At 72.0% G+C, this 12052-nt stretch carries 11 protein-coding genes; 6 read left to right on the forward strand and 5 right to left on the reverse strand.

Annotated features, from left to right (window positions below; genetic code table 11):
- Positions 1–34: 34 nt before the first annotated feature.
- The 5 genes from ABC766_RS23140 to ABC766_RS23160 are packed head-to-tail and all read right to left on the reverse strand — an operon-like array spanning position 35 to position 6602.
- Positions 35–1234 carry a xanthine dehydrogenase family Fe-S subunit gene (locus ABC766_RS23140; RefSeq protein WP_345819605.1) on the reverse strand — a complete coding sequence of 400 codons (1200 nt, stop codon included), beginning with the start codon at positions 1232–1234 and terminating at the stop codon, positions 35–37.
- Complete coding sequence (locus ABC766_RS23145) at positions 1231–2100, reverse strand: FAD binding domain-containing protein (RefSeq protein WP_043354720.1); 870 nt, start codon at positions 2098–2100, stop codon at positions 1231–1233. Before ABC766_RS23145 ends, ABC766_RS23140 begins: the two co-directional genes overlap by 4 nt.
- Entirely contained in the window at positions 2097–4451 is a 2355-nt protein-coding gene (locus ABC766_RS23150; RefSeq protein ID WP_345819606.1) for a xanthine dehydrogenase family protein molybdopterin-binding subunit, read from the reverse strand. Before ABC766_RS23150 ends, ABC766_RS23145 begins: the two co-directional genes overlap by 4 nt.
- Complete coding sequence (locus ABC766_RS23155; RefSeq protein WP_345819607.1) at positions 4448–5317, reverse strand: alpha/beta hydrolase; 870 nt, start codon at positions 5315–5317, stop codon at positions 4448–4450. The genes ABC766_RS23150 and ABC766_RS23155 overlap by 4 nt, the downstream gene beginning before the upstream one ends.
- Before the next feature lie 10 nt (positions 5318–5327).
- A complete protein-coding gene (locus tag ABC766_RS23160; protein ID WP_345819608.1) occupies positions 5328–6602 on the reverse strand; it encodes an amidohydrolase/deacetylase family metallohydrolase in 1275 nt (424 codons plus the stop codon).
- A 121-nt stretch (positions 6603–6723) separates the two neighbouring features.
- Here ABC766_RS23160 and ABC766_RS23165 point away from each other — a divergent pair, with 121 nt between their 5' ends.
- The 6 genes from ABC766_RS23165 (at position 6724) to ABC766_RS23190 (ending at position 12028) form a co-directional block, all read left to right on the forward strand.
- Positions 6724–7242: a MarR family winged helix-turn-helix transcriptional regulator gene (locus tag ABC766_RS23165; RefSeq protein ID WP_345819609.1), complete on the forward strand. Its 519-nt coding sequence runs from the start codon at positions 6724–6726 to the stop codon at positions 7240–7242.
- 343 nt (positions 7243–7585) lie between these two features.
- On the forward strand, positions 7586–8362 hold the full coding sequence (locus ABC766_RS23170; RefSeq protein WP_345819610.1) for a GntR family transcriptional regulator: 777 nt from the start codon (positions 7586–7588) through the stop codon (positions 8360–8362).
- Entirely contained in the window at positions 8359–9129 is a 771-nt protein-coding gene (locus tag ABC766_RS23175) for an ABC transporter ATP-binding protein (RefSeq protein WP_345819611.1), read from the forward strand. Before ABC766_RS23170 ends, ABC766_RS23175 begins: the two co-directional genes overlap by 4 nt.
- Complete coding sequence (locus ABC766_RS23180) at positions 9120–9935, forward strand: ABC transporter permease (RefSeq protein WP_053610078.1); 816 nt, start codon at positions 9120–9122, stop codon at positions 9933–9935. The genes ABC766_RS23175 and ABC766_RS23180 overlap by 10 nt, the downstream gene beginning before the upstream one ends.
- Before the next feature lie 64 nt (positions 9936–9999).
- Entirely contained in the window at positions 10000–10980 is a 981-nt protein-coding gene (locus tag ABC766_RS23185; protein WP_179696957.1) for an ABC transporter substrate-binding protein, read from the forward strand.
- Positions 10981–11011: 31 nt separating this feature from the next.
- On the forward strand, positions 11012–12028 hold the full coding sequence (locus ABC766_RS23190; RefSeq protein WP_342145351.1) for a quinone oxidoreductase family protein: 1017 nt from the start codon (positions 11012–11014) through the stop codon (positions 12026–12028).
- Positions 12029–12052: the final 24 nt, after the last annotated feature.

Genomic DNA, 12052 nt, shown 5'->3' on the forward strand with positions numbered 1-12052 from the left:
TCGCGTGTCTCCGGTGCGTTGAGGCGGGGTGGGATCAGGCGCGGCCGAACCACGCCGCGAGGCGCGCGCGGGCGAGGCCGAGGAGCAGGCGGAGCGGCTTGAGGCCGGCGGGGGCCGGGGCCGCGACGCCCGAGAGCCGGGCATCGAGATTGCGGGCGAACTCCGCCGCGATGCGGCCGGCGAGGTCGCGCACGAGGCCGGGGCGGCCGAACTGGGCGAGTGGCCCGGTCAGGGTGTAGCCGACGTCGAGTGCGACCCGGGCGGTGCCCGGCGCCGGTCCAGCCTCGACCCGGTAGCGGATCCGGCCCTCGGTGGCCGAGCGGCCGCCGGGGTCGGTTCCGGCGCCGTGGACCGAGCCGGTCCGCGCCGCCTCCTGCCGCGTGAGGCGGGCGCGACCGCGGAACGTCACGGCGATCGGTCCGATCCGCGCCTGCAGGCCGCCCTCCACGGCGTCAGGCGCGGGTCGCGCCGTCAGGACCGCTCCGGGCAGGCAGGCGGCGACCGCGTCGATATCGCCCAGCAGCGCGAAGACGGCCTCCGGCGGATGCGCGAGGTCGAGCGCCTGCGTGAAGCTGTGAGCCGGCTCAAAGGTGTCGGACAGATCCGCCACCGCGGCGGGCGCAACCGGGGCGAGGGGCTTGGCCGGCGGAGTCAGGGGCGTGACCATCGCCTCGCCGACCCGCGCGCCGACCGGGCCGAGGGCGCGCGCCGCACCGGTCTCCGGGAGGATTCCGCGCCCGCGCCGGTCCGCGATCACCGCCATCACGGCCCGGACGATGCCGGCATAGCCGGTGCAGCGGCAGAGATTGCCCGATAGGCCGACGCGGATCCGCCGCTCGTCGGCCTCGGGCAGCCGCAGGACCAGGTCGCGGGCGGCCACCAGCATCCCGGGCGTGCAGTAGCCACACTGGAGCGCATGCTCGCGGTTGAAGGCGGCCCGCAGCTCGCCCGTGATCGCGTCCGTGTCGAGGCCCTCGATCGTGATGACGGCGGCGCCCGCGCAGGCGCCCGCGAAGGTCAGGCAGGCGCGGGCGGGCTCGCCGTCGAGCAGCACCGTGCAGGCGCCGCAGACGCCGTGCTCGCAGCCCAGATGCGTGCCGGTGAGGTCGAGCCCGTCGCGCAGCACGTCGCCGAGATGGCTGCGCGGCTCGGCCGCGACCCGGACGGCGCGGCCGTTCACCGTCAGCGCGAGGGCCATGCGGGACGCCCCGGGTTCGGCCAGCGCGGCGCTCATGCGGCCTCCGGAAGGGGCTTGGCGTGGGGAACGGGCCCGGCCGCCGCCACCGCGCGGGCGAGGACGGTGACGTGGATGTGCCGCTCGACCGCGTCGGCCATCCCGGCCTCCCGCAGGGCCTGATCCGCGACCCGGGGATCGAAGCGCGCGGCGAAGTCGGCGCCGATGCGGCCGCCGAAGAGCGGGCGCGCATCGGCCAGGAGCACGGGCGGCCCCTCGACCGCGCCGATCACGGCCCGGCCCCGGCCCGCGCCGGGTTCGAGGCGCACGGCTCCGATGGCGTGGGCGAACTCGCCGATCTTCGCACAGTGCTTGACGTAGCCCCAGGCGGCGCCCGCCGGCAGCGCCGGCACGCGCACGGCGACGAGGATCTCGCCCGCGCCGAGCGCCACTTCGAGGGCGCCGGTGACGAAGCGCTCCACCGGCAGGGTGCGGCGGCCGTTCCGGCCCGCGATCTCGACCTCGGCACCGAGGGCCGTCAGGGCGCTGACCCAATCGGCGGCCGGATCGGCGTGGACGAGGCTGCCGCCGACCGTGCCGCGGTTGCGCACCGGCCGGTAGGCGATCGCCGACGCCACCCGCTGCAGGGCGCCGCCGGTGACGTCGGCAACGCGCCCGTCCTCGATGTCGGCATGGGTCACGCAGGCCCCGAGGACGAGCGTGTCGCCCTCGACCCGGGCTTCCCGGAGCTCGGGGATGCCGGTGATGTCGAGGATGAGATCCGGCTCGACGAGGCGCAGGTTTAGCATCGGCCCGAGGGACTGCCCTCCCGCGATGAGCTTCACGTTGCAGGTGGCCTGTGCGAGGCGGTCCAAGAGCGCGGCGAGGCTGCCCGGCCGCTCCCAGGCGAAGGGTGCGGGCTTCATGCGGCCTCCCGCGCAGTCTCGGCGGGCGCGCGGGCGGCGAGCACGGCCTCCACGATGCGTCGGGGGGTCACGGGGGAATGCAACATCTCGACGCCCAGCGGCGCCAGCGCGTCGTTGACGGCGTTGGCCAGCGCCGCCGGGGGCGCGATGGCGCCGCCCTCGCCGATGCCCTTCTGGCCGAAGCGCGTGTAGGGCGAGGGCGTCTCCATGTGGTCGATGCGCGCCATCGGCACGTCGGCGGCGCCGGGCAGGAGATAGTCGGCGAAGGTCGAGGCGAGCGGCTGGCCGCGCCCGTCGAAGCGCACCTCTTCGAACAGCGCCGTGCCGATTCCCTGGGCGAGGCCGCCGTAGATCTGGCCGTCGACCACGAGGGGATTCACCAGCGTGCCGCCGTCCTCGACGATGACGTAGTCGAGGATCTCCACCGCCCCGAGATCGGGATCGACCGCCACCACGGCCGCGTGCGCCGCGTACGAGAAGGTGCCGGAATCGCGCACCGGCTTGTAGCCGGCGGTGACTTCGAGGCCGCCGGGATCGGTGTCGGGCGCGAGATCCTGCGGGCGCCGGTACCAGGTGCGGGCGATGGCCTCGAGCGGGACGTCGCCCGTGGGGCCGACGACGTGGCCGCCCGCGAAGCGGCACTCCTCGGGCCGCGCCTGGAGCAGGTGGGCGCCGATCCGCACGGCGCGGGCGCGAAGTTCCTCGCAGGCCGCCGCGACCGCGCCGCCGGCCATCACCATCACGCGCGAGCCCCAGGAGCCGGTGGAGTAGGGTGTCATCGCCGTGTCGCCGTGGACGAGGCGGGTGCGCGCCACCGGCACGCCCAGGATCTCGTGGGCGACCTGGGCCAGCGTCGTCTCCAGGCCCTGGCCGTGGGAATGGGCGCCGATCCGCAGCTCCAGGCCGCCGTCCGGGGTCAGGCGGGCGCTGGCCTGCTCGTGGCCCGGCACCATCGGGATCCCCCAGCCGGAATAGACCGAGGTGCCGTGCGCGGCCTGCTCGCAGTAGATCGCGAGGCCGAGGCCGATCCGTCGCCCGTCCGGCTCGCCCTGCCGTTGGCGGGCGCGGACCGCTTCCACGTCGATGGCCTTCAGCGCCCGGGCCAGGGCCTCCGGGTAGTCGCCGCTGTCGAAATGCTTCCTGGTGATGTTCTCGAACGGCATCTGCTCGGGCCGCACGAGGTTCTTCTCGCGCACCGCCTCGGGCGGGATCCCGGCCGCGCGGGCGACGGCGTCGAGGACGAGCTCCAGGGCGAAGCAGACGCCGGTGCGCGCCACCCCCCGGTAGGGCAGGATCGGGCACTTGTTGGTCGCCACCGACCACGTGCGGCAGCGATAGGCCGGGAAGTCGTAGGGCCCCGGCAGGATGCTGGCGACCTGCGCGGCCTCCAGGCAGGCCGAGAACGGGTAGGCCGAGTAGGCGCCGGAATCGACCGTGGCCTCGCAGTCGATGCCGCGCAGGGTTCCGTCCCGCTCCGCGTAGGCGGTGATGCGATAATGGTGCTCGCGGCAATTGGCGTTGGCGGTCAGGTGCTCGCGCCGGTCCTCCAGCCAGCGGACCGGGTGGCCGCAGCGGAGCGCGAGCCAGGCGAGGGCCACGTCCTCGGCCAGCAGGATCGCCTTGTAGCCGAAGCCGCCGCCGACATCCGGCGAGACGATGCGGATGCGGCCCTGCTCTATCCCGAGGCATTCGGAGAGGCCGTTGCGCACGATGTGCGGCATCTGGCTCGCGGTGTGGACCACGAGCTGCTCGAGGCGGTGATCGAGCTGCACGACGGTGCCGCGGCCCTCGATCGGCGCCATGCACTGGCGCCCCGTCGAGATGGTGCGGCTGACCTTGATCGGCGCGTCGAGGGCGCTCTCGATGCCGACGTCAACCAGGGTCTCCAGGAAGACGTTGTCGCCCCAGTGCTCGTGGACGAGGGCGGAACCCGGCTCGCGCGCGGCCAGCATGTCGTGGATTGCGGGCAACTCCTCCAGGTCGAGCACCACGGAGGCGGCGATGTCCTCGGCCTCCGCGCGGGTCGGGGCGACGCACATCGCCACCAACTCGCCCACCTGCCGGACCTTGCCGGTGGCGAGTACCGGCTGCTCGGAGACCTTGAAGCCGGGCAGCCCCGAGACGGCCCGGATTGGCAGCACCCCGTCGAGGTCGGCGGTGGTGAAGACGCGGTCGCGGCAGGCTTCCGGCACGTGGATGGCGCGGATCCGGGCATGCGCCATCGGACTGCGCACGAAGGCCACGTCCTGCAGGCCCGGCAACCGGAGGTCGCCGACATACTGGCCGCGCCCGCGCATCAGGCGGTCGTCCTCCTTGCGGGGCAGGGAGGCCCCGACGCCCTCGCGGCTCATCGGGCGCCTCCGAGAAGGTCCTGCGCGGCCCGGACCAGGAGGCCGTCGGGCCGGCGGAACCCGTCGAGGATCGAGAAGTGGTCGGCGCCCGGCACCGGCAGCAGGGCGCCCGGCGCGTGGGCGGCGCTGCGCAGGGCGTGGAGGTTGCGCGCGTCGTGGACGAGGGCGGGCAGCTCCCGGCTGCCGTAGGCGATCGTCATGGGCTTGGACGTCACCGGCAACCGCAGCGGCGACAGGGTCTCGATCTCCGCGTCGGTCAGCCCGAGCTTCTCGTTCAGGTAGGTCTCGCGGATCGGCGCGAGGTCGTAGACGCCCGAGATCGCCAGGACGGCGGTCACGGCGGGATGCTCGAGATGGAGGGCGGCGAGGTGCGCCCCCGCGGACCAGCCAGCGAGGACGATGGGACCGCCGATCACGCGCGCCGCTCCGTGCTCGGCGAGCCAGTCGAGGGCGCCCCCGATCTCGGCGAAGATGCCGGCGAGGCTCGCCGCGGGCGCCAGGGTGTAGCCCGGCATCGCCACCGACCAGCCGGCCGTGTTCAGGCCCTCCGCGAAGCAGGCGAAATCGGCCCGGGCGTTGCGCTGCCAGTAGCCGCCGTGGACGAAGACGAGGCAGGGGGCCCGCGCGTCCGCCACCGGGTAGAGGTCGAAGGCCGTACGCTCCCCCGCGGCGTAGGGGATGTCGAGCCCGTCCGGATGCGCGGCCCGGTAGGTCGCGGAGGCCGCGTTGCGGGCCGCGACCTGCGCGGCGCTGTCGGGCACGCCCGCGTTGTTGTCGTAGCAGGCGCCCCGGGCCGCCGCGTCCAGGCTGTCCCAGCGGCGGCGCGGATCCGGCGGTGTCGGGTCGTCGAGGACGAAGGCGGGCATCGGCGCCACCTCAGGCCGCGATCGCCTGGGGCAGGATCGGCGAGTCGGCCTCGAATCGCTTCCCCGCGCGCAGGCAGAAGGCCGGGCGCAGCAGGCGGTCGGCGATCACCCGCGTGTCCTCGTTGTCACGCAGCAGGAAGCGGCCGCGGTCGTCGTGCAGCACCGAGACGTCGGCGGCGTAGCCGATCTTGAGGGCGCCGATCCGGTCGCCCATACGCAGCATCTCGGCCGGGTGCGCCGTCACCATCGGCACCACGTCCTCTAGCGGGATGCCGAGCGCCATCATCGAGCTCATCGCCTGGGTGAGGCTGAACCGCGCCTGCCCGAGGAACGGGTGGTTCTCGTCGTCGTGGTGTTCGTCCGGGGTGCCGGCGGGTTGAGGCACCTCGGTGTTGTAGCCGTGCATGTCGGCGCCCAGCGTGTAGGGGATCACGCCCGCCGGCAGCGAGGCGCGGGCCACGCGGTAGGAGAAGTGGCTGCCGTGGCCGACATCGACCTTCAGCCCGGCCTCCATGGCCCGGCGGATGATGTGGTGGACCTCGCCCTGCTCGTTGATGAAGCCGCCCGGGTGGCGGGTGAAGGGATGGGCCAGCACGTCGCCGGGCCGCAGCAGGGGGATCACCCGCTCGACGATGGTGTCGGCATCCTCGCCGTTGGCGCCGGATTCCGGCAGACCCCAGAGCTGGCCGAAATGCACGTAGAGCGGCAGGTCGGCGCGCCGGCTGATCTCGGCGGCCATCTCCATCACCTTGATGCCCCAGCGGGCGAAGCCGCCGATCTCGGCATGGCCCTTGATGCCGCGCACGAGGTCGCGGTTCTCGGTGGCCGACTTCACCGTCGCGTCGATGTCGACGCCGTCCGGGCTGTAGAGGTTCGGGTAGAAATGCCCCTCCAGGCCACCGACGAGGTAGGCCGACAGGAAGGCGAGCACCTGCGTCTGCGACCGCTCGGCGATGAAGTGGCGGAAGCCCGGCAGGGTCATACAGGACGGGCCGCCCTGGTCCACCACCGTCGTGACGCCCGAGCGCACGCCGACCATGTCGGGGTTCAGGCCGAACCGGCCGGTGACGTACTGGTAGACGTGGGCGTGGGTGTCGATCATGCCGGGCAGGACGAGCTTGCCCGCGACGTCGATGACCTCGGCGGCGGCCGAGGGCAGGATCGTCTCCGCCACGGCGGCGATGCGCCCGTCCTGCACCGCGACGTCGCGGATGCCGTCGATGCCGGAGGCCGGGCAGATGACCCGCCCGCCCCGCAGAACCAGATCGTAAAGACGATTGTCCATGTCGACCTCGTGGTCCCGGCCGGCGCGCGCCGGCCTCGCCCTTGCCAAAAGCGAAGCATGCTTCGTATTCCGGCGTTGCACGCGGCGTGCCAAGACTGGAACCGTTCTGCGGAGTCGGACGATGGATGAGGGTCTGGACGCCGGATTCGCGGCGGGGTCGGCAAAGGCGAACGGGGCGGCGGACACGCGGCACTGGCCTCTGGGCGAGCGCCCGGGCTTCCTCGCCCGCCGCATGCACCAGATCCACGTCAGCCTTTTCGCGGAAAGCTGTGCCACGTTTCGCGTCACTCCGCTGCAATACAGCCTGCTGTCGCTGCTGCGGGACCTGGAGGAGGCCGATCAGACGACCCTCGCGAGCGCGGTCGCCCTCGACCGGACGACGACGACCGGCGCCCTGAAACGCCTCGCGGCGCGCGGCCTGGTGAGCCGCTCGACCTCGCCCCTCGACCGCCGCGCGCAGGTCTGTCGGCTGACCGAAGCGGGGGCCGCGCTCCACAGCGCGATGGAGCCGGCGGCGCGGGCCGCGCACGCCCTGACCGTCGAGGCCCTCACCCCGGCGGAGCAGGACACCCTGACCCGGCTCCTGCGCCGCGTCATCGCGGGGCACGAGCACCGGCGCGGCCAGCCCGACATCGTGTAGGGCGCGGCGCCTGCCTAAAGAAGACACAGATTGTTCTGCGTCAAAGAGTTTCGAAAGGTCCCTTGTCCCAATACCTTCGGGAAAATTGGACGGGTATTTCATTTACAGAGCGCGCGCCGGTTGCGCATAAATACGGCATGACATGCCCACAGGGCGTGCTGAGCTGATCACCCGGCGCATCTGAGCTTCCCAGCCCGGGGCGAATGCCGGCATCCGACAATCGTTCTGCCCGCCAATGCCCAACGGGCGCGGCCGGGCGGGCGCGTGGTTGGCACATGTCCTGCGTGCGGTGAGCTGCTCACAGCATGCTGTGGGAGCCTCAATGCCCGAACAGCGAGGGGCCATGACGACGCGCGATGACAGGTCCCGGCCGGCTCGCCCGATGGCGACGGTGCTCGCCGTCCCCGACGCCACGCGAAAGGGCAATCAGGCCTACGACCTGATGCGGCGCGAGATCGTCGCCTGCCGCCTCCTGCCCGGCACGCGCTTCACCGAGGCCGAGGTGATGGAGCGGTTCGAGATCGGGAAGGCGAGCTGCCGGATCGCGCTGCAGCGCCTGGCCCAGGAAGGCTTCGTCAGCTCGATGCCGCGGCACGGCTACCGGGTCAGCCCGGTGACCGTGAAGGATGTCGACGAGGTCTTCGCCCTCCGGATGGAGCTCGAGCCCCTCGCGGCCCGGGGCGCCGCCGGCCGCGTGAACCGGGCGCATCTGGAGCGCCTCGAGCAGGCCTGCCGCCGCAAGATCACGGTGGAGATGGGCAACCAGATCGACTTCTTCCTGGAGGCCAACCGGGGCTTCCACCTCGCGATCGCCGCCGCGGCCGGGAACGGACGCCTGTATCGGACCCTGTCGGGCCTCCTCGACGAGATGACCCGCCTCGTCGCCCTCGGCTTCGGCGTGCAGGGGGTCAGGCCGAACATCGAGAACGACCACACCGCGATGATCGAGCATCTCGTGGCGGGGGATGCCGACAGCGCCGCCCTGGTGGCGCGCCGCCACGTCGAGACGTTCCGCGACATGACCCTGGAGAAGGTCATCGCCAGCCTGCGCGACACCGCCGTGGTGGCGCCGGTGCAGCCGCCGATGCAAGCGCCGATGGCCGACGGAGGCGAGCCGTGAACGCCGTCGCGCTCGACCACGTCAGCAAGTGGTTCGACCGGCGCGAGGGCGGGCCGCTCCACGTCCTCGACACCATCGACATCGCGATCCCGCAGCACGCGATCGTCGCGATCCTGGGCGCGTCGGGCTGCGGCAAGAGCACCCTCCTGAACATGATCGCCGGGCTGGTCGAGCCCGATCAGGGGGCCGTCCTCCTCGACGGCATCCCGTCACACGCCTTCCGCGACTGGCGGGCGATGACCTACATGTTCCAGGAAGACCGGCTGCTGCCCTGGCGCACGGCCGCCCAGAATGTCGCCTTCGGGCTCGAGGCCGGACGCATGGGCCGGGCGGAGCGGGCGCGGCGGGTCGACGAGACCCTGCGGCTCGTCGGGCTCGAGGCCTTCCGCGATGCCTACCCGCACGAATTGTCGGGGGGCATGCGCAGCCGGGTGGCGCTCGCGCGCAGCCTCGTCACCGAGCCCCGGATCCTGCTCCTCGACGAGCCGTTCTCGAAGCTCGATCCCGAGATCCGCGCGCAGATGCACGCGGAGCTGCTGCGCATCGCCGACCTGCGGGCGATGACCCTGGTCTTCGTCACGCACGACGTCGAGGAGGCGGTGGTGTTGGCGAGCCAGGTGGTCGTTCTGCACCCGCGTCCGGGCCGGATCGGTGCGGTCCGGGCGATCGACCTGCCGTATCCCCGCGACCCCCTCTCGGCGGAGGTCGCCGAGGAGGTCCGGCGCCTGCGCATCAACCTCTCCGCCGCGAGCGCGCGATGCTCGTGAAGACCCCGCCGCGCCTGATCCGGCAGACACGGACGTCCGGCGCCGGACGCCGGGCGGGCGTGCTCCTCCAGAGGCTCGCCCTCCTCGCCCTGGCGCTGGCCGCGTGGCAGCTCGGATCGCTGCACGCGCCGAGCTTCGTCCTGCCGAGCCCCGCGCGGGTCTGGCACGCCTGGCTCGGCCTCGTCGCCACGCCGAGTTTTGCCGCCGATCTCGGCATCACGCTGGGCCGGATCGGCGCGGGCCTCGCCTTCGCGGCCCTGGTGGGGCTGCCGCTCGGCCTGCTGCTCGGCGCGAGCCCTCGCCTCGGCCGGTTCTTCGAGCCGGTGCTGACGGTGACCAACACCGTCTCGTCGGCGATCTGGGCAATCTTCGCGCTGATCTGGTTCGGTCTGTCGAACTGGACCACGATCTTCGTGGTGTTCATGACCGCGATGCCGTTGATCCTGACCAACGTCTGGCAGGGCACGCGCACGGTCAGCGCCGAGCATCTCGAACTCGCCCGCACCTTTCGCATGCCGCGCCACAAGGTGCTGACCAAGATCTACCTGCCGACGATCCTGCCCGCCTTCTTCTCGGGCGCGCGCCTCGCCATCGGCTTCGGGGCGCGGGTCGTGCTCGTGGCGGAGTCGCTGGGGGCGAGCAGCGGCATCGGTTACCGCCTGAGGCAGGCGGCGGACCTCGTCCAGACCGATCAGGTCTTCGCCTGGACCCTCACCCTGGTCGCTCTGATGATCGGGCTCGAGACGCTCGTCCTGAAGCCGGCCGAGCAGCGCCTGTTCGCCTGGAAGAAGGTGGCGCAGCCGTGACGGCCGAAGCCACGCGGGGAAACGCCCGTCGCACGTCCTCCCTTCGCACCCCCTGGAGAACGCCTTGAACCGGATCCGCGTCCTCGCCGTCGCCGCGCTCTGCGCGGTCGGCCTGCCCGCCCTCGCGCGCGCCGAGACGGTGCGCATCGGCTACTGGAGCTCCGGCATCAGCCTCGGCTTCGGCGCCGTGCTGGAGGCCGGCAAGTTTATGGAGAAGGAGGGGCTGACGGCCGAATACGTCAAGTTTCCGGACGTGAACGCGCCCACCAAGGCCATGGCCGCCGGGGCGATCGATTTCGCGATCGCGGCGAGCGCGGGAACGGCGCTGAGCGTGACCGCCGACGGCCTGCCGATGAGCATCGTCCTGGCGACGCAGGTGGCCGACCTCGACTTCGTCGTCCTTGAGGACTCGCCGATCAAGACGATGGCCGACCTTAGGGCCAAGAAGATCGGCACTTCGCCCGCGGGCAGCGGCACCGCCGCCATCGCGGCGGCGATCCTGGAGACCAATCACGGTCTGAAGCCCGCCGATTACCAGGCCGTGCCCGGCAACGATTCCCGGCTGGCGCAATTCCTCGTCCAGAAGGACATCGACGCGGCGGCCCTGCGCACCGTGACCCTCGCGCTCCTGCCGGACGTCAAGCTGCGCCGTCTGGGCACCTTCCGGGAGGAGTGGAAGCGCCTCACCCAGCAGGACGCGCCGCCGGTCCTCGGCGTCGGCCTGATGCGCAACGCCTGGATGACCCAGAATCCGGACGCGCCCGCCAAGGTCGTGGCCGCGATGCGCAAGGCCTACGCGTTCGGCCAGGCCGACAAGCCCGGGGTGGCCAAGATCCTGAAGGCCGCCGCGAACTTGAGCGATGCCGACGCCGCGGCCTACGCGGGGCTCTGGGACGGCATCTACACGGTCAGCCTGGAGCCTGCCGACATCGCCTCGCTGAAGCGCGAATTCGACGTGTTCAAGGCGGTCGGCGCCGTCCAGGGCAGCCTGCCGGACACCGCTCTGGTTCCCGGCCCCTACGAGCGGTCGAAGACGATCCCGTAGCCTTTCCGACCTGCAGAAGAGGGTTTTCCCGATGGCTGAGACGATGAAGGCGCTCGTGCTGGAGGCGCACGGCGACATCGACACGCTGAAGGTGGTGAACGACTATCCGAAGCCGTCCCCCGGCCCGGGCGAGGTTCTGATCCGCGTCGGCGCGTCCTCATTCAACTACCACGACGTATTCACCGTGAAGGGCATGCCCGGCATCAAGGTGCCGATGCCGGTGGTGATCGGCCTCGACATGGCCGGACAGGTCGTCGAGCTCGGCGAGGGCGTCGCGGAGTGGCGCGTCGGCGACCGGGTGCTGGTCAACCCGCTCAACAAGGCCAAGGGTCTTATGGGCGAGATGCTCGACGGCGGCATGGCCGAGTATTGCCGGGTCTCGACGGGCCAGCTGATCGCGATGCCGCCGGACGTGAGCTACGCGGACGCCGCCTCCCTGCCGGTGGCCTACGGAACGGCCCACCGCATGCTGATCACCCACAACACCGTGAAGGCCGGCGACAAGGTCCTGATCCTGGGCGCCAGCGGCGGCGTCGGCACCGGCTGCGTGATGCTGGCCAAGCAGCTCGGCGCCGAGGTGATCGCCTGCGCGGGCAGCGCGGAGAAGATGGCGGCGCTGACGGCGCTCGGCGCCGACCACGTCGTCAACTACCGCGAGACCGACTTCTCCAAGTGGGCGATCCAGCAGTACGGCAAGCCGCAGCGCCGGACCTACGAGGGCGGCGTCGACGTGGTGATCAACTTCACCGGCGGCGACACCTGGGTGCCCTCGCTCAAGTGCCTGAAGCGCGGCGGCACGCTGCTTGTCTGTGGGGCGACCGCGGGACACGATCCCAAGGAGGATCTCCGCTACATCTGGAGCTTCGAGCTCAAGGTGATCGGCTCGAACAGCTTCTACGATGACGACCTGTCGGCGCTGATGGACATGATCCAGGCCGGCACGCTGAAGCCGACCATCGACAAGGTCCTGCCCCTGGAAGAGGCCGCCGAGGGCCTGCGGATGATCCGCGACCGCGAGGTCATGGGCAAGATCGTCGTCACCCCCTGACACCGTCTGAGGCCGGTCCGCCGC

This window comes from Methylobacterium fujisawaense, from assembly GCF_039619325.1.
Lineage (GTDB): Bacteria > Pseudomonadota > Alphaproteobacteria > Rhizobiales > Beijerinckiaceae > Methylobacterium > Methylobacterium fujisawaense.

Excerpts from the sequence above, each read along its gene's own strand:
- ABC766_RS23190 (WP_342145351.1), top strand. The coding sequence starts at position 11,012 with ATGGCTGAGACGATGAAGGCGCTCGTGCTGGAGGCGCACGGCGACATC.
- ABC766_RS23160 (WP_345819608.1), bottom strand. The coding sequence starts at position 6,602 with ATGGACAATCGTCTTTACGATCTGGTTCTGCGGGGCGGGCGGGTCATC.
- ABC766_RS23145 (WP_043354720.1), bottom strand. The coding sequence starts at position 2,100 with ATGAAGCCCGCACCCTTCGCCTGGGAGCGGCCGGGCAGCCTCGCCGCG.
- ABC766_RS23170 (WP_345819610.1), top strand. The coding sequence starts at position 7,586 with ATGACGACGCGCGATGACAGGTCCCGGCCGGCTCGCCCGATGGCGACG.
- ABC766_RS23150 (WP_345819606.1), bottom strand. The coding sequence starts at position 4,451 with ATGAGCCGCGAGGGCGTCGGGGCCTCCCTGCCCCGCAAGGAGGACGAC.
- ABC766_RS23180 (WP_053610078.1), top strand. The coding sequence starts at position 9,120 with ATGCTCGTGAAGACCCCGCCGCGCCTGATCCGGCAGACACGGACGTCC.
- ABC766_RS23165 (WP_345819609.1), top strand. The coding sequence starts at position 6,724 with ATGGATGAGGGTCTGGACGCCGGATTCGCGGCGGGGTCGGCAAAGGCG.
- ABC766_RS23155 (WP_345819607.1), bottom strand. The coding sequence starts at position 5,317 with ATGCCCGCCTTCGTCCTCGACGACCCGACACCGCCGGATCCGCGCCGC.
- ABC766_RS23140 (WP_345819605.1), bottom strand. The coding sequence starts at position 1,234 with ATGAGCGCCGCGCTGGCCGAACCCGGGGCGTCCCGCATGGCCCTCGCG.